The sequence below is a fragment of the Psychromonas sp. Urea-02u-13 genome, from assembly GCF_002835995.1.
Taxonomy (GTDB): Bacteria; Pseudomonadota; Gammaproteobacteria; order Enterobacterales; family Psychromonadaceae; genus Psychromonas.
In genome coordinates, this window is sequence record NZ_PJBZ01000105.1 from 1 (window position 1) to 19,145 (window position 19,145).

The 19,145-nt window shown below is 37.7% G+C and carries 20 protein-coding genes; 11 read left to right on the forward strand and 9 right to left on the reverse strand.

Annotated features, from left to right (window positions below; all coding sequences use genetic code 11):
• Positions 1-343 precede the first annotated feature (343 nt).
• On the forward strand, positions 344-619 hold the full coding sequence (locus CXF74_RS18745; RefSeq protein ID WP_101084067.1) for a hypothetical protein: 276 nt from the start codon (positions 344-346) through the stop codon (positions 617-619).
• 204 nt (positions 620-823) lie between these two features.
• Complete coding sequence (locus CXF74_RS18750; protein ID WP_101084068.1) at positions 824-1,090, forward strand: hypothetical protein; 267 nt, start codon at positions 824-826, stop codon at positions 1,088-1,090.
• A gap of 93 nt (positions 1,091-1,183) precedes the next feature.
• Here CXF74_RS18750 and CXF74_RS18755 read toward each other — a convergent pair whose 3' ends face one another.
• The 5 genes from CXF74_RS18755 to CXF74_RS18775 all read right to left on the reverse strand — a co-directional run bounded on the left by CXF74_RS18755 (position 1,184) and on the right by CXF74_RS18775 (position 5,421).
• The gene (locus CXF74_RS18755) at positions 1,184-1,561 is read right to left on the reverse strand and encodes a substrate-binding domain-containing protein (RefSeq protein ID WP_157822452.1); all 378 of its coding nucleotides are present in this window, start codon (positions 1,559-1,561) and stop codon (positions 1,184-1,186) included.
• Positions 1,562-1,779: 218 nt separating this feature from the next.
• The gene (locus tag CXF74_RS18760) at positions 1,780-3,312 is read right to left on the reverse strand and encodes a GGDEF domain-containing protein (RefSeq protein ID WP_101084070.1); all 1,533 of its coding nucleotides are present in this window, start codon (positions 3,310-3,312) and stop codon (positions 1,780-1,782) included.
• A 1-nt stretch (position 3,313) separates the two neighbouring features.
• Positions 3,314-4,048, reverse strand: coding sequence for a c-type cytochrome (locus tag CXF74_RS18765; protein ID WP_101084071.1), 735 nt, complete (start codon positions 4,046-4,048; stop codon positions 3,314-3,316).
• A 3-nt stretch (positions 4,049-4,051) separates the two neighbouring features.
• Complete coding sequence (locus CXF74_RS18770; RefSeq protein ID WP_101084072.1) at positions 4,052-4,363, reverse strand: plastocyanin/azurin family copper-binding protein; 312 nt, start codon at positions 4,361-4,363, stop codon at positions 4,052-4,054.
• 11 nt (positions 4,364-4,374) lie between these two features.
• Positions 4,375-5,421: a cytochrome-c peroxidase gene (locus CXF74_RS18775; RefSeq protein WP_101084073.1), complete on the reverse strand. Its 1,047-nt coding sequence runs from the start codon at positions 5,419-5,421 to the stop codon at positions 4,375-4,377.
• 400 nt (positions 5,422-5,821) lie between these two features.
• Here CXF74_RS18775 and CXF74_RS18780 point away from each other — a divergent pair, with 400 nt between their 5' ends.
• Positions 5,822-6,088 carry a hypothetical protein gene (locus tag CXF74_RS18780; protein ID WP_101084074.1) on the forward strand — a complete coding sequence of 89 codons (267 nt, stop codon included), beginning with the start codon at positions 5,822-5,824 and terminating at the stop codon, positions 6,086-6,088.
• 92 nt (positions 6,089-6,180) lie between these two features.
• On the opposite strand, the gene CXF74_RS18785 is transcribed toward CXF74_RS18780, so the two are convergent.
• The gene (locus tag CXF74_RS18785) at positions 6,181-7,131 is read right to left on the reverse strand and encodes a LacI family DNA-binding transcriptional regulator (protein WP_101084075.1); all 951 of its coding nucleotides are present in this window, start codon (positions 7,129-7,131) and stop codon (positions 6,181-6,183) included.
• A gap of 259 nt (positions 7,132-7,390) precedes the next feature.
• Between CXF74_RS18785 and treB the strand changes: the two genes are divergently transcribed.
• The 4 genes from treB to CXF74_RS18805 all read left to right on the forward strand — a co-directional run bounded on the left by treB (position 7,391) and on the right by CXF74_RS18805 (position 13,652).
• Positions 7,391-8,842 carry a PTS trehalose transporter subunit IIBC gene (gene treB, locus CXF74_RS18790; RefSeq protein WP_101084076.1) on the forward strand — a complete coding sequence of 484 codons (1,452 nt, stop codon included), beginning with the start codon at positions 7,391-7,393 and terminating at the stop codon, positions 8,840-8,842.
• A gap of 64 nt (positions 8,843-8,906) precedes the next feature.
• Entirely contained in the window at positions 8,907-10,586 is a 1,680-nt protein-coding gene (gene treC, locus CXF74_RS18795) for an alpha,alpha-phosphotrehalase (RefSeq protein ID WP_101084077.1), read from the forward strand.
• 369 nt (positions 10,587-10,955) lie between these two features.
• Positions 10,956-12,149, forward strand: a complete 1,194-nt coding sequence (locus CXF74_RS18800; protein ID WP_101084078.1) for a carbohydrate porin — start codon at positions 10,956-10,958, stop codon at positions 12,147-12,149.
• Between the two features lie 531 nt (positions 12,150-12,680).
• Positions 12,681-13,652, forward strand: a complete 972-nt coding sequence (locus tag CXF74_RS18805) for an IS30 family transposase (RefSeq protein WP_157822453.1) — start codon at positions 12,681-12,683, stop codon at positions 13,650-13,652.
• A 471-nt stretch (positions 13,653-14,123) separates the two neighbouring features.
• Here CXF74_RS18805 and CXF74_RS18815 read toward each other — a convergent pair whose 3' ends face one another.
• Positions 14,124-14,750 carry a hypothetical protein gene (locus tag CXF74_RS18815; RefSeq protein WP_101084081.1) on the reverse strand — a complete coding sequence of 209 codons (627 nt, stop codon included), beginning with the start codon at positions 14,748-14,750 and terminating at the stop codon, positions 14,124-14,126.
• 878 nt (positions 14,751-15,628) lie between these two features.
• On the opposite strand from CXF74_RS18815, the gene CXF74_RS18820 reads away from it, so the two are divergent.
• Positions 15,629-15,889: a hypothetical protein gene (locus CXF74_RS18820; RefSeq protein ID WP_198552920.1), complete on the forward strand. Its 261-nt coding sequence runs from the start codon at positions 15,629-15,631 to the stop codon at positions 15,887-15,889.
• Entirely contained in the window at positions 15,890-16,594 is a 705-nt protein-coding gene (locus CXF74_RS18825) for a nucleotidyl transferase AbiEii/AbiGii toxin family protein (RefSeq protein ID WP_101084082.1), read from the forward strand. It abuts the gene before it with no gap.
• Between the two features lie 173 nt (positions 16,595-16,767).
• Here the strand turns inward: CXF74_RS18825 and CXF74_RS18830 are convergent, their stop codons facing one another.
• Positions 16,768-17,013: a tyrosine-type recombinase/integrase gene (locus tag CXF74_RS18830; RefSeq protein ID WP_232772588.1), complete on the reverse strand. Its 246-nt coding sequence runs from the start codon at positions 17,011-17,013 to the stop codon at positions 16,768-16,770.
• A gap of 282 nt (positions 17,014-17,295) precedes the next feature.
• Here CXF74_RS18830 and CXF74_RS22045 point away from each other — a divergent pair, with 282 nt between their 5' ends.
• Together CXF74_RS22045 and CXF74_RS18840 are read left to right on the forward strand one after the other, a co-directional pair.
• The gene (locus tag CXF74_RS22045; protein ID WP_157822454.1) at positions 17,296-17,463 is read left to right on the forward strand and encodes a hypothetical protein; all 168 of its coding nucleotides are present in this window, start codon (positions 17,296-17,298) and stop codon (positions 17,461-17,463) included.
• 302 nt (positions 17,464-17,765) lie between these two features.
• The gene (locus CXF74_RS18840) at positions 17,766-17,993 is read left to right on the forward strand and encodes a hypothetical protein (protein ID WP_101084085.1); all 228 of its coding nucleotides are present in this window, start codon (positions 17,766-17,768) and stop codon (positions 17,991-17,993) included.
• A 532-nt stretch (positions 17,994-18,525) separates the two neighbouring features.
• Here CXF74_RS18840 and CXF74_RS18845 read toward each other — a convergent pair.
• Positions 18,526-19,145: tyrosine-type recombinase/integrase (locus CXF74_RS18845; RefSeq protein ID WP_157822455.1), on the reverse strand; the 620-nt coding region annotated here is incomplete at its 5' end.

A 19,145-nucleotide genomic window follows, 5' to 3' on the forward strand; every position in this document is an offset into this window, starting at 1 on the left:
GCTCAGCCATTATCAAGAAAATGATGACTTTCTATTTAACCTGAGAAAGTCATCGCGGCGCTACTATTGAAATGATCAAGTATTATAGTGAAAAATTAGCACTAACAAAATGTATCGTGCAGGTAGAGTCGTTTTTAACAGGTAACACTGAATATTTTTTATGCTTACCTATACAAAATTTAAGAGAAATGTAAATCAATGTAAAGATTAGCCAATAATTTTGAATTAATAAAAAAGGCGCACTAAACTCTTTGTAAATGGATGCTTTAACGGATGTAACACTGTTTAAAACAGAAAATGGATGTATCCAAAGGAAATAATTCACACTAATTTGGAATAAACCATGAACTTAATAAATATCTCAGAGAAAAAAGCGAACAACCAAGACGCATTAGCCTTGATCGAAGCGATCGAAAATGATTTCACCGACATCGATAAAGTATTAATTAAAGCCGACTGGGTAATGCAAAATGCAGTCAAAGCACTACAAAAAAATCCTTTATCAGCAGAAGGGTGTGCGAATTTAATTGAACAATTAAATTCAGCCATTCATTCAGTAAGAAACCAGCTTCTACAAGAAAATGAATTGACTTCACACAGTGATAAAATCGTCGCGTGATCTGTTAAAATAAGACTAATTAACCTCTTCTCCTGCTAATAACTAATCAGTAAGCACTCAAAATAGCTTACTGATTAGTTCTACAGCAAACCTGAACTTTTCTATAAAAAGTACCACGCTGTGATCTAACATGCTGTTTCAAAACGCGACTCTTTGTAATATGGGATTAATTCATTACATGAAAATCGTCAGGAGAAGCCCGTTATGTCAGCTAAAAAACATAAACGTAAAGCAGTAAAGCATAACCATCAAGCAGCTAAAAAAAAACTTTCACGATCTTTATTAAATCGATACCCAAAAATGTTTCTGTTTTTTAGTTTACTGTTAATTGTAATAGGTATTTTATTGTTAACGATGGGTTATGTTAGTAATGCCACAGTAGGTAGCTCAATGATTTTGATATTTTTTGGACTGGTACTGGCTATGTTTGCTAATGCTGCTTTGCCTCGCAATAGAGCCCACATTAAATAACAGAGTTAAATAACAATATTAAGTAATACGTTAACGAAAAACACAAAGTATAAAAAGGCCAAATAAGAATAATGTTCAGCCTTTGATAAGCTTTTATAATACGGTCATGATCGGTTGGACGACAGTATCGGTGTTTTTATTATTGCCTTTAATCTTTTGAAATAATAATACGGCGGCTTCTTTTCCTACTTGCGCGTATTGTAAATCGGCGGCAAAGATATTGGGGGTTAACATACGGATATAATCGTTAATACCAACGGAAGCTACCGGTAAGTGTGACTTTCCTTCTCTTAATAAATGCACTAAAGCGCCACTGGTTAAACGTTCTGTACCACAAATAATGGCATCTGCACCCGCGTTAAGCAGTGCTTTACAACCGCTAATACCATCAACGTATTTCATGTCGGTTAGGTAAGTAAGGGGGGTGACGTTATGTGCTTGGCAAACCGATTTATAAGCATCGAGACACAAATCGTGGACAGCCGTAAAGTGTAAGAACTTAATCTATTTATTTTATATGATTGAAGTTATGGATGTTCTCGTTTGATTCGCGTTTGAATATTTAGTGGCATTGGCATAAGTTGGTAAATTAAGATGTGATCGAAAGTGATGTTACTGACATAGAAATCGACTGCTGCTGAACATAGGAGGTTATTTTAGGTGTTGCTGTTACAGGAGATCATAACTGTTCATGTATTAATGCTTTTATCAGAATATTGAAAGTTATCTCGGCCTTGTTTCTTCGCATTATACATGGCGGTATCAGCGCTTTTTAGTAAACTGGTGATATCAGCGCCATTAGACGGATAGAGTCCGATACCAATACTTGTGGTGCTAATATGTTGGTAACTTCCGAGTTGAAAAGGGGCTCTTAAGCATTCAAGCACTCTATTCGCAACGGACTCTATTTGCTCAATGTTCTCAAATCGTGGTAATAGAATAACGAACTCATCACCCCCAAAGCGTGAAACAATATCCCCTTCTCTGACCGACTCTTTTAGCCTATTCGCCACTTCAATTAATAGCTTATCCCCCACGTCATGACCTAGGGTATCATTAACTATTTTGAAGTTGTCTAGATCTAAAAACATGACCGCCAATTGTTCATTACTTTGATTTACTACACTGATTTCATTTTCCAATGTTGCAATCATTTGATTACGATTTGCTAAGCCCGTTAAAGAATCATGATTTGCCAGTTGGTTTAATGCTTTTTCTTGTGCTTTACGATCTGAAATATCAGAGAAGGTAAGAACATAACCCGTTGTCTCATCATGATGGTTCTGTAGTGTGTTGGCTGATATTTCAAAGATATGAGAAGAATTTTTTACACTGTAAGTGGCTTCAATAGTGATATTTTTTTCCAATTGTTTAAGGCTTAATGGTTGCCCATCTTTCATTAAGTATTCGTTGAAGTGATGTTGTTTTAATTGGGTAAAGTCTTTGTCTAATAATCGCTCTGCAGCATGGTTACACCGGCTAATATAACCGTTTAGATCAACAAATATTAATCCCTCAACCATTGTATCTAGTATCGATACGATGTCATTTTCTTGCTTTGCAGAGCGAATAATGAACTGACTGCCAGCCGCGCCTAATACTGATAAGATAAGTAGTACAAATACACTGGTAGCAAAGAATATAAAATATTGTTTATTTAAATTTTTATTTGCATCTTGAATAATGGCGTTCGATTTGACATCCATTAATCGAGTTAGCTCGAAGAATATTTCTACAACTTGTTGATATTGTTGGTTAATAGATTTTAAATCAATTTTTGACGCGCTTTTTCCTGTAGAGACTTCGTTGATAGAGTTTTGTAATTTTTCAGCATAGCTTTGATACGACAGAAGTAGTGTTTTACAATAATCTCGCATGAGTGAGGATTGTTCGCAAACACGGTCGGTTAGCGACTTTAAAATGAATTGGTTATCGTCAATTTGACTTTTTAAATTTGCTATTTGTGCCTGAGTGTCGGTTGTATTTCCTGAATTCGAAATGATGTTAAATAGCATTAAATGCGTGCCATTAAAGACTAAATATGCATTTCGTAACTTCAGGTTGTTGATAAATTCATTTTTTGATTGCAGTCGTAACTCTTCTTGATAGTTTGTGTAGTGCTGGTACTCATAAATATTAAATGAGATAAAAATCAAGATAAAGGCAATAAAAGCGCGCGTTGTTAACGTGGTTAGTTTTTTACGTTTTAGAAATAAACTCATGTTACAGTGCCTCCTCAGTTAACGTTTTTTTATCTGCTAAAGATCTGAGGTAAAGAATAATCGAATTAATCTGATATTGAGATAATTCTTCACCCCAAGGTGGCATTTGTGCTGAGCGACCCATGCTCTCTCCACCAAGACTAATGATCTTCAACAAATAACTATCGTCACGTTGTAAGTTTCTTAAATCCGCAGGTGCTGGAGAGTTTATTATCTTAGCCATGCGGCCATTACCATCCGCATTATTGCCGTGGCAGAGCACGCAGCGTGTTTGAAATAAATCTTTACCCTCTCCTATTCCTTCATGTGAAGAGGGCTCAATCGCATCGATATATTGCAGTGCAGACTGAGTATCTGTTTTTAATAATTGAATAAAATAAGCTGCGTTATTAATTTCTTCTTCACTGAGTTCATGCTTCCACGGAGGCATGAACATATTAATATTGGTACGTTGAGAACCATTGCGAATGGTTTTTTTTATGTCTGATAATGTCGTTGCTTTCTGGCCGTTAACAATATTTGTATTGGGATAATAATGGAGTTTTAATGACAAAACACCTTCACCCATACCGTGCTTACCATGGCATAGAGTGCAATTTCCTATAAAGGTTACGGCCCCTTTTTTTAGTTGTAGAGTAGAAGCACTGCTTTGTATTACTTGCGCGAATACTACATTAGATAAGCATAAAGCTAAGCAACTAACTAGACTTAATCGTGAGAGAAACAGTGCCTTCATTTTTTACTCATCTTCCACTTTGATCGTCATTTGCATTTCAGGGTGAATTGCACATTCAACTTTAATAGTACCTTGTTTATCAAAGGTTACTTTCTTATGCTTACCTTTTGGAAATGAGCCTAAATCGAAAAATTTAGAATCTGATAAACTATAAATATTATGGAAAAAAGGGTCTTGGTTAGAAAATTTAACCACATCTCCTTTATTAATCGTTAATGTAGAAGTCGTAAACGCTTTATTTTTTTGGCCTACTTCATGTTCTTCTGCACTGACAAAAAAGGCTGGTAATAGTAGTAATAAAGTTAAATATTTCATGTGTTCTCTTTTTATTTAATAGGTAGCGTGGGTAATGCAAACTCGTGCACCGGAGAGCTTAATGATTTTAAAAAGTTTTCTAAATGCACTTTCTCATCGAAGGTTAATTGCAAAGGTTTCATTTCTGGCGATAGGTTATCTTTATTTTCTCCCCCCTCGACGTAATGCTTAATCACATCCTTGAGCGTCTTTGCTGAGCCGTTATGAAAATAGGGCGCTGTATAAGAAATGTCCCTTAATGTAGGAGTTTTAAAAGCGCCTTTCATCAATTTAATAGGTATTTGTTGGTATCTTCCTACATCTACTGTTGAGTTTTTATCAACTACGCCAATATTGTGGAAACCATCATCGTTAAAATTTGGCGCACTATGACAGACCTCACAATTGCCTTTTTTAGTGTCTACAAATATTTTAAAACCTGCCACTTCTGAATATGTTAATGCATTTTTGTCACCAGCAAGCCATGCATCAAAACGCGATGTATTGCTTATAACCGTTCTTTCAAAGCTCGCAATCGCCTTGAATGTGTTGTTAAGTGTTAACTGATTTTCACCGTAGACTGTTTTAAAATGAGATTGATAACCTTGGTTAGCCTGTAAAAATTGCAAAACTGCTTCTGGTGATGCATTCATTTCCTGCTTAGTAAATAGAGGACCTTCTACTTGCTGCTCTAAGCTATCAAAACGTCCATCCCACATCTGTTTTTTATTAAAAGCGGTATTCACAATAGTGGGTGCAGAGCGCGTTAAAGTTTGACCTCTAAAACCAACAGAAACAGGCAGAGCATCAGACCAACCAAGCATTGGGTCATGGCAGGTAGCGCAGGATAAATTATTGCCGTTACTTAATCTTGGATCAAAAAATAATTTTTTACCGAGTTCAATTTCACTGTCTTTGGTAGGAGAATCTAATGCATAATCATCAACGATTAATTGCCAATTTTTAAGTGATTCATGTCCTGCTTCAAACACATATTCTTGTGCTGGCAAGCTTAGCGAAAAGAGACTTAATAAAAATGTGATAGCGAATACTCTTCGAAGTAACTGTTTTTTTAACAAAATAGCATCTGCTTAATAGTAAAATTAGAGAGAGTATAGAACAATATTTTGTAACTGCTTGCATTAAAACACTTAAAGTGTTCTGTATGCTTAAATAGTAATCAAATTACCCCCGATCGGGGATAGTCGTAAACTATAATTACTTAACCTATTGATTTTATATGATTGAAGTTATGGATGTCCTCATTCTATTTCCCCCGATCGGGGATAGTCGTAAACTATAATTACTTAACCTATTGATTTTATATGATTGAAGTTATGGATGTCCTCATTCTATTTTCTCATTCTATTTTCTCATTCTATTTTCTCATTCTATTTTCTCATTCTATTTTTTTTTAAAACGCGACTCTTTGTAATATGGAATTAATTCATTACATGAAAACGTCAGGAGAAGCCCGTTATGTCAGCTAAAAAACATAAACGCAAAGCAGTAAAGCATTGCCATCAAGCCGCTAAAAAAACACTTTCACGATCTTTATTAAATCGATACCCAAAAATGTTTCTGTTTTTTAGTTTACTGTTAATTGTAATAGGGATTTTATTGTTAACGATGGGTTATGTTAGTAATGCCACAGTAGGTAGCTCAATGATTTTGATGTTTTTTGGACTGGTATTGGCTATGTTTGCAAATGCAGCTTTACCGCGTAATAGAGCCCACATTAAATAACAGGCTTAAATAACAGTATTAAGTATTACGTTAACGAAAAACACAAAGTATAAAAAGGCCAAATAAGAATAATGTTCAGCCTTGATAAGCTTTTATAATACGGTCATGATCGGTTGGACGACAGTATCGGTGTTTTTATTATTGCCTTTAATCTTTTGAAATAATAATACGGCGGCTTCTTTTCCTACTTGCGCGTATTGTAAATCGGCGGCAAAAATATTGGGGTTTAACATACGGATATAATCGTTAATACCAACGGCAGCTACCGGTAAGTGTGACTTTCCTTCTCTTAACAAATGCACTAAAGCGCCACTGGTTAAACGTTCTGTACCACAAATAATGGCATCTGCACCTGCGTTAAGCAGTGCTTTACAACCGCTAATACCATCAACATATTTCATGTCGGTTAGGTAAGTCAGTGGCGTGACGTTATGTGCTTGGCAAACCGATTTATAAGCATCGAGACGTAATTTTCCTGTCTGAATATCACTTTCATGCACGCCTAAAAAGGCTATTTTTTTAGCCTTATTTGCTTTCAAATGTTCAAAGCAGTGTGTCACGGCCTGAAGGCTATTAGTAGTTACCGAAGAGATGCCAGGTTGCTCTACGGCAATCATAACAATATTGCCGTTAAACAAATCTTTGTCCACTGATCCTTGGTCGGTAAAACCAAAGAAAATGATACCCTCAACTTGTTTTTGCACCATCAATTCAATATGTGTGCCGAGGAGTTTACCGTCATAACGGCTTTCTAATACCAGCACTTCATATTCGTGTTGATGGAAAAAGTCGATAATCTCACTTAATGCCTGATTTTCTGCTGAAGAGCTCAAACGGGTTACAATGATACCGATGCTTTTTATTGGCTGGTTATTCATCGCGCGTGCGGCTGCTGAAGGTTTATAACCCACTTCTTTAATGATCTTGCGGATTTTTTCTTGTGTTTCAGCTTTGACCTTGGGATCATTATTAAGTACACGGGAAACCGTCGATTTACCGACGCCAGCTAGTTCAGCAATATCACGAATAGTGAGTTTTTTCATGGTTTTCCGAGTGGTTAGTATGGATTAATGAAGCCCTAATTTAGCATGCTTTAGGAATGAATAATTATTCTAGTGCAAATTTAAAGCGTTAAGTCAGTCACAATATTATATTCTTTGCCTTTTATTCCAACAATTATTTCGTCAGTATAGTTGGACCGGTCCCATTTGGTGGTTTTATAACAACTGAAAGAGAGCGAGAAAGATCTTATTAATGTCATAAAATTTTTTTAACTGGAGATGGGACTGGTCCCATAATTATATGAATACAAAAAAACAGATAGAACTCCTGATAGAACTCATCGGTGGTAAGGGCAATATTGCGTCCGTTAGCCACTGTATTACACGTTTACGTTTTGTACTAAAAGAAACAGAAAAAGCAGATGCGGATCTAATCGAAGCGGAAGTGCCGGCGGTAAAAGGTTGCTTTACGAACGGTGGTCAGTTTCAAGTCATCATTGGTACTGATGTGGGTCAGTATTATAAAGAATTGTTGAAACAGGCAGATATTGATTCATCTTCAAAAAATGAAACCAAACAAGCAGCGAAAGCAAACATGAACTTGTTTGAACGTGCGTTAACCAATTTAGCCGAATTATTTGTGCCGGTATTACCTGCCATAATTACCGGTGGTTTAATTCTAGGTTTCCGTAATATTATGGAAGTTGATTTCACCGGCAATGGCGCGTTGGTTAATCAATCACAGTTTTGGTTAGCACTGCATCAGTTCTTATGGTTAATCGGTGAAGCTGTCTTCCACTTTTTACCCGTTGCTATTTGTTGGTCAACCGTTAAGAAACTAGGGGGGACGCCGGTACTGGGTATTATTCTTGGTATCACACTGGTTTCGCCACAATTGATGAACGCTTACGGTATTGGTACGCAAATACCTGAAGTATGGGACTTTGGTTTCTTCACTATGGAAAAAGTGGGTTACCAAGCGCAAGTGATTCCAGCGATTATGGCGGGTATCTTCCTAGCGATGTTAGAAGTGCGTTTATCACGCATCATTCCATCATACTTACACCAAGTGCTAGTACCGCTAATCAGTGTAACGGCAGCTGCCTTTGTCGCGCATGCTTTTATCGGCCCAGTAGGACGTGCAATTGGTGATGGATTTGGCCAACTGGTATTGAGTGCAATGATGGGTGATTATGGCGTTATTTTCTCTGCGGTTTTTGGTTTCTTATACGCACCCTTAGTGATCACAGGTATTCACCATACAACCAATGCGGTTGATATGCAGCTATTCCAAACCATTGGTGGCACACCTGTATTCCCAATGATTGCACTGTCTAATATTGCTCAAGGTTCAGCGGTTATCGGTGTATTAATTGCCAGCCGTAAAAAGTCTGAAAGAGATGTTTCAATTCCGGCTGCTATTTCTGCTTACTTAGGTGTGACAGAGCCTGCGATGTACGGCATTAACCTTAAATACAAATTCCCAATGTTGTGTGCAATGGTCGGCTCAGCGATTGCTGCCGGAGTTTGTGGTTTGAGTGGCGTATTGTCTAACGGCATTGGTAACGGCGGTATTTTAGGTATTCTTTCCATTCAACCACAGTTTTGGACGGTATTTTTAGTGGCTATGTTATTTGCCATTATCGTACCGATTGTATTAACGGTATTAGTGTTCAAATATCAGCAAAAGAAAGCGCATAACAATGCGCATAACAATGCTTCTTTACAACAGAAAACACCAGTAGCAGCCTAGTTTATTTAGCACTAACGGGTGCCGGTTCAATACGGCACCCGAATTTTTAAAGAGAAAGATTATTATGAAAAACAAATCCATTGACTGGTGGCGTAGCGCGACCATATATCAAATTTACCCTAAGAGTTTTTGTGACAGTGGAAGTCGTGGAACCGGAGATATCCAAGGTATTATCTCTCAGCTAGATTACCTAAAATTATTAGGCGTGGAAGCGATTTGGTTAACGCCTATTTACAGCTCTCCGATGATTGATAACGGCTACGATATTGCTGATTATTACACCATAAACCCTGATTTTGGCACCATGGCTGACTTTGATCAGTTACTGCTTGAGATGAAAAAGCGTGGTTTACGTTTAATCATGGACATTGTGGTTAATCATACCTCAACAGAGCATGCGTGGTTTCAGTCAGCGTTAGGTGATAAAAAAAGCCCGTATCGTGATTATTACATATGGAAAGACCCGGTTAATGGCGGAGCACCGACAAACTGGCAATCAAAATTTGGTGGTAACGCATGGGAGTTAGACCCAGCGACCAATCAATATTACTTACATCTTTTTGCAAAGCAGCAGGCTGACTTAAATTGGGAAAACCCTGAAGTCCGTGAGCGCGTAAAAAATGTCATTAGTTTTTGGGCTGAAAAAGGCGTTGATGGCTTCCGTTTAGATGTGATCAACCTGATTTCTAAACAGCCTGAATATCAAAATGATGAGATAGGTGATGGCAGACGATTTTATACCGATGGACCTAAAGTCCATGAATATCTGCAAGAGATCAGTAAAGCGGTATTTCAGAAATACGGCAGTGTCACTGTGGGGGAAATGTCCTCAACAAGTTTAGAACATTGTCAGCAATATTCAGCAAAAGATGGCAAAGAGTTATCGATGGTCTTTAATTTTCATCATCTAAAAATTGATTATGAAAAGGGTGAAAAATGGAGCAAGGCGCCTTTTGATTTTATTGAGCTTAAATCAATCTTCAATTACTGGCAGCAGGGGTTGCATGATAACGGTTGGGCTGCTTTGTTTTGGTGTAATCATGACCAGCCTCGTATTGTCAGTCGTTTAGGTTGCGATCAAGCCTATCGTGTGGAATCAGCCAAAATGCTCGCTAGCGCGTTGCATATGATGCAGGGCACACCTTATATCTACCAAGGTGAAGAGATAGGCATGACTAACCCGGGTTACACGTCGATTGATCAATATCGTGACCTTGAAAGCACCAATAATTATTCTATTTTGATTAATGAAAAAGGCATGGATAGTAAAAGTGCATTAGATATTCTCGCTCAAAAATCACGAGATAACTCACGTACACCCATGCATTGGGACAACAGCGAACATGCAGGTTTTAGTAAAGTAACTCCGTGGATTGGTGTCGCGGATAATTACCCAGAAATAAATGCAAAACAAGCGTTAGATGATCCCAATTCTGTTTTTCATTATTACCGTCAATTGATTGCATTACGTAAACAAATCGATGTTATTAGCACGGGTGATTTTACTGATTTAATGCCTGAGCATACGCAGTTATTTTGTTATCAGCGAACATCAGAAAAACAAACACTGATATCGATTAATAACTTTTATAACCAAGCCGTGCAATGTTGTTTACCCGAGTCTGTAGAGGCTGCGAGTGGACATTATTTATTATCAAACTATGAAGATGGCATTCAACAAATTCCGACGCAAACTATGCACCTGAAACCTTACGAGAGCCGTATTTTATTGATTGAACATTAAACTGAAAATCGTTGGTCTGTTAGCGAAGTTCAGGCCAACGCCGCCTTGTTTTATCGACTTTATCGACAACAAGGCATGTATTGCTCTCCCTCCGCAGTGAATAATCATTGTGTGGGATCTGCTTGCTTTTTTTTCGACTTCAATGGGACTGGTCCCGCTATTTAGGGCCTTATAAATTTTCTATTAGTGCATCTAATAATGGCTAAAACCGTACAAAGAGACTGTGTCATTAAACAGATCACAGCGTGTAAATAACGAAAATAATTTAGCTGACTAAAAACAATTTCAACTGCTTATTGGCGTGTTGCTGATAAGTTTTTTTACAACTGGCTTATACGATTTAAGCTTTATCACGATAAGGAAACAACAATGAAGTTATTAACGATTGCAGGTGTTATTTCTAGCACATTATTATCAACTAATGTGCTCGCAGAAACGTCTCCATTAGAGTTCTACGGTTATATGCGTGGCGGTGTCGGCCTAGGTAGCGAAAGTGGATCAAATCCAAAATGGGAAGTGAACAAAGTAGGGCGTTTAGGTAATGAAAATGATCTCTACGGTGAATTTGGTTTTAAGAAAGAAGTTTATAATATAGACGAAACCTCTTTTGTCGTTGATTCGATGCTTAAGTATTGGCGAGGCCAAGATGGCGCCGGTGGTGATGTAGACGTTGCACAGTTTAATATTCAGGCACAAGGTTTGTTTGACGATAAAGACATTGTTATTTGGGGCGGAGATCGTTATTACCAACGCCATGATGTACATATTCTTGATTCATACTACTGGGATGTCAGTGGTGTTGGCGCGGGTATTGAACAGATTAACATTGGCCCGGGTAAATTGTCATTTGCACTCATTCAAGACCAAGTAACTGGTGATATTGATGATGGGCAAGAAACAACTGCAATGATAATCGACATTCGTTATGCAGGTATTCCTCTTTGGAGTAAAGCGGATTTGGAAGTCGGTCTTGATTACAATTACGGCCATGAAAGAAATGCTCAATCGCTTGATGCAGATGACAGCTTATTATTAACCGCGAGCTTAACGCAAAACCTCAGTAATGGTTTTAATAAAACGATTCTCCAGGCAGGCACCGCGGGATACGCAGAGCAGATGACAGGTTACGGAAGTGGTAATGGCGTCATACGTGATGCGGATGATAACGATGCGTTAGGTTATCGTTTGATTAACTGGGGTGTCCTTTCTTTAAGCGAAAATATTGAGCTAGGGCATTCGGTATTTATTGCAGGCGCTGGTGATGTTGATGGCACTGATACAAACGATACGTTAGTGAGTATTGTTGCTCGCCCAATGTACAAGTGGAATGATCAAATGCGTACCATCGTAGAAATAGGTGGATTTACACAAACCATTAATGACGTTGATGGCGCAGGCAGTAAATACACATTGGCACAAGCTTGGGTACCACAGGCCGGTTTTTGGTCACGCCCTGAACTTCGCGTTTTTGTTTCATACATGGATGATGCCAAAAACGACCTGGCATTTAACGGCGCAGCTAATGAAGTGAGTGTTGGCATGCAAGTAGAAGCTTGGTGGTAAACACGACTTATTTAGTGCGACTTTAAAGTAAATGAAAGGCCGATATACAACTACTTTTGTTGTTCGGCCTTTATTAGATTCAACTGCATGCATTAATTACTGTCTCAGCGTAAGCTTCATTGACTAGCGGGTTGTTACTTTTCGCTTCAAAAGTAAAAAATATTAATTAAAGCAAACCAATATTCGGACCTTAAAATGAATACTTTCACGCAAATATTCAGCCCGTAAAGCGGGTCGTCTCTATTTTATTTCCTGTTTTTAAGGGAAAGGAAACATCGTTTACTAAGAGTTCATAAGTGACTATTTTATGGTACTTATTCTGAATATCTTACTCCTTTAATACTTGTCTATTATGTTAAAACTGCACCTTTTATATCTGAATTATTACTCCGCATTAAGCCATTTATAATCCCTCATAAAATCAAAGATGAGTCTCTTAGATTCAAATAGTAAGTGCATAACTTGGATGGGTAGAAAAAGTGGTCAGCTGAATATATGCTAATCGCTTTTTCTCAGGCAAGAGATGCAACAATGAAAACATATAAACAACTGACCTATGAGCTAAGATGCCAGATTTATGCTTTAAAGAAAACAGGCCTTAGCCAAAATAAAATTGCACAGCAGTTAAAAGTGAGTCAATCGACTATCAGTAGAGAGCTTTCCCGTAATACAGGGAGGCGTGGTTATCGCATTAAGCAAGCCCAACTGTTTACTGATAATCGTCGCTTACTTTCGCGTAAAGCAATTAAAATGACCAGTAGTCTCGTTGCATTAATTGATTCAAAGATTCAGATAGAGTGGAGCCCAGAGCAGATATCAGGGTGGTTGAGGGAAGATCATAATCTATTTATTAGCCATGAAACCATTTACCTCTATATCTGGGCAGATAAGAAGCGCGGAGGCCAATTATTTCAGCATCTACGTAGAAAAGGTAAAGCTTATCAGTCGCGAAGTAAAGATAAGCAAGCTGGCAGAGGTTTTATCAGAAACCGAGTAAGCATTGATGAACGCCCAGCAATTGTTGAAGATAAAAATAGAATCGGTGACTGGGAGATAGATTTAGTCATCGGTAAAGGCCACAGTGGCGCATTGGTCACTATTGTTGAGCGGAAAACTAGCTTTACAGTATCGATGCGTGTTGATGATAAATCAGCTAGGTCAGTGACTGCTGCGACCATTGCTTTGTTACTGCCGTTTAAAAATGCGGTACTCACCATCACAGCCGATAACGGTAAGGAGTTTGCTTATCACGAAGTAATGACAGAGCACTTAAAGTGTGGCGTCTACTTTGCGGATCCATATTGTTCATGGCAACGTGGGTTGAACGAAAATACTAATGGGTTATTACGCCAATACTGGCCCAAATCAACAGACTTTAAAAAAGTATCGCAATCAGAAGTTGAAGGTGTAATAGTGAAGCTGAATGATAGACCAAGAAAGAAACTGAATTACAAAACACCAGCTAAATTAATGGCTGAACATATGGTAGCTATAGCTGCTTAGTCGTTATGCGCTTCAAGGTTGAATCTGCCTCTTATATAATGCATACAAAGCATGGAATGGATAAACAAGCAGTAGTAATCGCAAAGAAACATGTGATATAGTGCACTTATTGGTTCAGTGTACTTAATTTGAAGGTTGGAAATTAAAGAGTTTAAATCAGTATTAGCAGTGGTAGATTTCTTGGTGATATTAGTGGTTGTTAGTGCATTAGCTTGGCTTATGTTTTCAGGAATTACTACGCGTGATCAAACTGGTTTAATCGTCGGCTTATCAACTATCAGTGGTTTAATCACATGGATGGTTAAGGTTTTATGTTTTGGCTTACCGTATTCATCTACCCCTGCTACACCGTGTGCCGCTTAGCAACAAAATAAAGTGCTGGGAATAATTGCTCATATAAAATAGCATGAAAAATACAGATCAGCTTTAATGCTATTGCAAAATATTCCCACTTTATTATTTGACCTCTGCTTATATTGCCGCTTGTTGCCTAGCCTCAAATGCTCGAGTTGATCGTTGTGTTTTTTGTTTTGTTTCCTTAACGGCAATATTAAAACCCATTGCAGTAAATGTAAGTGAGCTACTATTTTTTGTCAGCTTAATTACAACCTCATCTTTTTTAATTAGCTGAGACTTTAAAAAATCCTTACCTTTTTGTGTTTGTGGACTTATCGTGTAGGTCCTAGCGCTAGCAGTACAGAAACCATTCATCTTCACTTTAACCCCATTAATTTCCCCGGTAGATTGATTTATCGTCATATATTTACAGCCTCTTTTGATGTTACTTGAATCAACAATAATATAGCCATCGTCATTCATATAAATATCGCCATAATCAGCGGAACTAATTGTCGGAGAAAATGCGCCATAAGTAACGGGGTATTCTGTGGTAACACCTGCTATAAGCTCTGTTGGTTTAGATAATTCGTAAACTTCCCATCTGCCACTCGGTGCTGGCACTGTCTGCTCGGCTTTTAGTGCCACGATCAGTATATAAAGACCCAATACGACAATCGCAACAAAGATGAGCTCAAATATTGATAGTGTTTTTCTCGTTTTCTCTTTAAAGGCATCCCTTAAAATATTTTCGTTGTGCATCATAATCCTAGAATAAAATGGCTTCGTTTATGATTGTTATTGTACTAAGTGAAGGAATAACATGGATTGGCAGATTTAATTTTATGTTTGCAAAAACGCCTATTAAGCTATTGAGTAAGCGATGTAAGTCGCTATATCGTGACCCAGGCAACCTAAATGATAGAGTGAAAGAAAGCCCTTAGAAAAATACCCGCCTAATTAACACCTGAATATCTAGTAGTGATAGCTGCTTAGTGATTCAGCTACCCCAGTGTTGAATCTCCCTGGTGATTAAAAGCCGGTTTATTTTTATGGTAGTTACCCATGATTGTATTTTTGTAAGAAGTTGGTTAAATCAGAGGAAATTCGTTTGTGGGAATAATAAGTGTTATTACGTAGGGTTAGGTTGGTGGAGATAACCATTTGTGTAATACCTTGGGTAACAGGTTGTGTAGCAAATTGGCATTTCAAACAAAAAACTATAGGTATAAAAAAAGCCTGTAATATCAATGGTAGCTGATATGACAGGCTTTAGTCGATTCTTAATACTTTAGAACCTATAGGTGGTGGAGGTGGGCGGATTCGAACCCTGTCCCTAGTTGTGCTATACCAGTGGTTTCGAGCGTTCATGCGGTGTTGGCGGGTGTTGCAAAGGTTGTTTGATACCCTGATATACTGGTTTAAGTCGTGACTGTCGCCACTTTACCGCCATTATTAGCCAGTGGGGATTGCAGAGTTAAGGCACAACTAAGTGTTTCCCGTTAGGTTGTTTTCTGAACGATACGCCAGAATGCTTAACACTCAAAATGGTCAATGGACTTTATAGTATCACATGGTACTTAATGGCGTAGATTATTGATATTATCCAAATAGGGCTGTACTATTAATGAATCAGTTAAATGAGTTTTTTAACAGAAACACAAATCATGATTAATAGGCAATCGAATATGGGAAACATCAACAGAACTAAATACCATGAGTTGAATCAGCTCTTGTGGGATATGCATCAAAAGTTCATTAACCCGAAGTTGGCTTTCGAATTATATGAAAGACGATGGGGTTATGTTGACCAGAAAAAATTGCTTACTAAAGAAAAGAATTTAATTAATCGTTTAACTAACGAATTTGGTAATGGTTTTTTTATGCCCGCAGTAAATTAAATGACAAAATATTCAATCAAACACCATCAGATTATTGAATCAGCATTAAAAAATTTTAATGCTGATTTTTTTTGTGCTAATAATATTGTTTTCGGTGGTGGCACACGAATAGCTTTAGAGTTAAGTGAGTTTCGAGAATCAATAGATATTGATTTTTTGTGTCCAAATAGAGAATCTTATCGAGCAGTAAGGGAACAAGTAAATAATGTTTCTTTGGGGGAGTTGGTAAAGCAAGATTTTACATACCTTAGAGAAATTAGGGCAGATAGAGATGCTGTTCGTACTGTCATAAAATGTGGTGGGACAGCTATAAAGTTAGAGTTTGTTAGCTTCGACAATTATGAGCTTACTTCGTGCATGGATCCAACTAAATTCCCTATTCCATTTTTAGACCAATCATCATGTTTTTACACTAAGTTACTTGCGAATGCGGATAGAAAACTTGTTGAACCGCATAAAGACTTGTTTGATATTCTTGCGATGTATAAAGAGTGGGGGAGTATTCCTCAAGAGGCAATCAAATTAGCTGAGAAGCACTATGGTAAAAAAGTGATTATTCCCAGCTTAATAGAGGCGCTCCACGCAATAATTGCAAATCCAACTGAATATGAAAGAGTTGCTAAAAAATTAATGATGAAGAGTGATTGGATTGCTGAAATTGTTAATGAGTATCCAGAGAGACTGCTTTGTGAGTTAAGTATTTAACGCGTGAACTTTTCTATGTGTCCTGCCATTTTTCTAAGTTGGTTAGCATGTTTGATTTGATTACTCGTTGGGGAGTCGAACCCTGTCCCTAGTTGCGCTATACCAGTGGTTTCGAGCGTTCACGCGGTGTTGGTGGGTGTTGCAAAGGTTGTTTGATACCCTTGTATACTGGTTTAAGTCGTGACTGTCGCCAATTTACCGCCATTATTAGCCAATGGATTTAGCCTAATAGCATCTTCTAAATGTGCGGGAGAGAAGTGCGCATACTTCATGGTATCAGTGATACTAGCATGGCCTAGTATCTGCTGTAATACCAGAATGTTGCCACCGTTCATCATAAAATGACTCGCAAAGGTGTGTCTCAATACGTGAGTTGATTGACCTTTAGGGAGTCGAACCGCCGTCCGAACTGTTGTCATTCTGAAAAACTTAATACAGTCACTAAATAGTCGCCTATTATTCTTTGAAAATTCGTTATATAACGATTCACTGATGGGCGCGACTCTATGTTTATTATCTTTTGTATGAATAAAGGCGATGCGGTTGGATGAAAGCGGTGAACTTGTTAATGGGGTTTTATGATATTATGTGGCATCTAATGGCGTTGATATGTTCAAGAAAAAATTGCTCTTAGTGCTTATTTTACCTACAATGGTAGGGTAAGCTATTTACGGATTGTAATTACACATAGAGAGTTAGAGATGTCATATTTAACACTGACTAAAGCGCAAAAAGAACGACGTATGATGTACGTTAGTGGTGAACTAAAAGCTAAGCCTTTAGCAAAAAACTCGCGTGCTCAACAGAAATTAGTTTCTCAAACTACATTAAAGCAGTCTTTATCAGCGACTGAATTAGTTTTTGTTTAATGACATCACGATTTAAAGGTGATGTTAAAACGATCCACTCACTAGTTACTCAAGCTAAAACAAACCCCACATTACAAGATCATTTAGATAATTTTTAAGAGTATTGGCTTGAAGGTTTTCATCCTCTTGTCGGAAAAGACATTGCTACGTCTCGACCTAACCCGCCTGAAGGGCATCGTCACGCTCATTTATATCCTGAAATATTTGTTTTACCTAATAAAAGCAGGACTGACTCAGAAAATTGTTGGAAAGAGTGGGGTGGGAAACACTGTGATTCTGAAGAAGATGCTCAAGACATACCAATGAGCAAACATCCAACATCAGATACCTTCTTATGCTACCTGATTGATGAGAAAAGAAGAGCTTATATTTTTCATTATCAGGTGGAGGGAGGGCATTATTTTTTAGATTCTCATGAATACCGTGAACTTGTAAATAAAGTTGGTGATAAAATAGAAAGTAGTGGAGAGTGTGTAATGGGATGGGAGTCCCATCATGAGTTGTTTGAAGTAAAATGGATGAACATATAACCCACTATTTAGTGGGTTTTTTATTGTCTAAAAGTAAGCTAGTGAGCTTTGTAGTGCGTAAATAAATATTTAGGTAGCGACTGGACTGGTACTTAAATCTAGTTATTGATTATGAGACCTAAGGCGCTCAGTTGCTCTTTAATTTGTTCTCTAGAAGTTGACGATTTCTGCATCGATGCTTCTAGTGTAAAGCCACAAGCAAGAAACGTTGTAACTTATGGTTGGCCAAATCTTGTGCCTTTGGTATTTCTGTTAACTTAGGTTGAATTTTCATTTGCACTCATTATTTTTAATAAAAAATTAAGCCCAGATAGAACCAAGGCTTAATTTTCAATTGTCAGTAACACAATAAAAATTTTTGGTTTATCTATTGCTAGCTAAATAGTTGTTATCGCTTCCGCTCACTAAACATAAAACGCTTTAATCAAATGCTTAATGAACGAAAGCTATAACAAGATTGTCTTGTCGTGCATGGTATGGGATTGTTGATTATATGAAATAGCATATCATTTTGTAGTCACTTCTCATGTGCCTAGTTTTCGTGGTCAGACACTTTACCGCCATTATTAGCCAATGGGTTTAGCCTAATAGCATCTTCTAAATGTGCGGGAGAGAAGTGTGCATACTTCATAGTATCAGTGATACTAGCATGGCCTAGTATCTGCTGTAATACCAAAATGTTACCGCCGTTCATCATAAAGTGACTCGCAAAGGTGTGTCTCAATACGTGAGTTGATTGCCCTTTAGGGAGTCGAACCGCCGTCCGGTTAATTGCCATTTTGAATGACTTAATACAGTTACTAAACAAACGACCTGAGTTTTTTGGGAGTTCGTTATAAAGGTCTTCGCTGATAGGAACACTGCGGCGTTTATTACCTTTGGTATGAATAAACGTAACGCGCCCTGGCATAAGTTGCGATCCTGTTAATGTTTCAGCTTCACCCCAACGACAACCCGTCGAAATACAAATTTTAGAAATAAGGTAGGCATCGTAATTGCGACCTTTTTTTAACTCTTCAAAGACTAATCCAATTTCATCCGGTTTAAGAAAACCCATTTCAGGCTGTTTATATTTTAATGCACGAAGGTCTAATAATGGATTTATATAATTCCACTCACCTAAACGCTTTAATTCATTGAAGAGGGCATTTA

Bases quoted from the DNA above. Each gene is read 5' to 3' on its own strand.
- CXF74_RS18745 (WP_101084067.1), top strand. From the start codon at position 344: ATGAACTTAATAAATATCTCAGAGAAAAAAGCGAACAACCAAGACGCA.
- CXF74_RS18750 (WP_101084068.1), top strand. From the start codon at position 824: ATGTCAGCTAAAAAACATAAACGTAAAGCAGTAAAGCATAACCATCAA.
- CXF74_RS18760 (WP_101084070.1), bottom strand. From the start codon at position 3,312: ATGAGTTTATTTCTAAAACGTAAAAAACTAACCACGTTAACAACGCGC.
- CXF74_RS18765 (WP_101084071.1), bottom strand. From the start codon at position 4,048: ATGAAGGCACTGTTTCTCTCACGATTAAGTCTAGTTAGTTGCTTAGCT.
- CXF74_RS18770 (WP_101084072.1), bottom strand. From the start codon at position 4,363: ATGAAATATTTAACTTTATTACTACTATTACCAGCCTTTTTTGTCAGT.
- CXF74_RS18780 (WP_101084074.1), top strand. From the start codon at position 5,822: ATGTCAGCTAAAAAACATAAACGCAAAGCAGTAAAGCATTGCCATCAA.
- CXF74_RS18785 (WP_101084075.1), bottom strand. From the start codon at position 7,131: ATGAAAAAACTCACTATTCGTGATATTGCTGAACTAGCTGGCGTCGGT.
- treB (WP_101084076.1), top strand. From the start codon at position 7,391: ATGAATACAAAAAAACAGATAGAACTCCTGATAGAACTCATCGGTGGT.
- treC (WP_101084077.1), top strand. From the start codon at position 8,907: ATGAAAAACAAATCCATTGACTGGTGGCGTAGCGCGACCATATATCAA.
- CXF74_RS18800 (WP_101084078.1), top strand. From the start codon at position 10,956: ATGAAGTTATTAACGATTGCAGGTGTTATTTCTAGCACATTATTATCA.
- CXF74_RS18805 (WP_157822453.1), top strand. From the start codon at position 12,681: ATGAAAACATATAAACAACTGACCTATGAGCTAAGATGCCAGATTTAT.
- CXF74_RS18815 (WP_101084081.1), bottom strand. From the start codon at position 14,750: ATGCACAACGAAAATATTTTAAGGGATGCCTTTAAAGAGAAAACGAGA.
- CXF74_RS18820 (WP_198552920.1), top strand. From the start codon at position 15,629: ATGAGTTTTTTAACAGAAACACAAATCATGATTAATAGGCAATCGAAT.
- CXF74_RS18825 (WP_101084082.1), top strand. From the start codon at position 15,890: ATGACAAAATATTCAATCAAACACCATCAGATTATTGAATCAGCATTA.
- CXF74_RS18830 (WP_232772588.1), bottom strand. From the start codon at position 17,013: ATGACAACAGTTCGGACGGCGGTTCGACTCCCTAAAGGTCAATCAACT.
- CXF74_RS22045 (WP_157822454.1), top strand. From the start codon at position 17,296: ATGTCATATTTAACACTGACTAAAGCGCAAAAAGAACGACGTATGATG.
- CXF74_RS18840 (WP_101084085.1), top strand. From the start codon at position 17,766: ATGAGCAAACATCCAACATCAGATACCTTCTTATGCTACCTGATTGAT.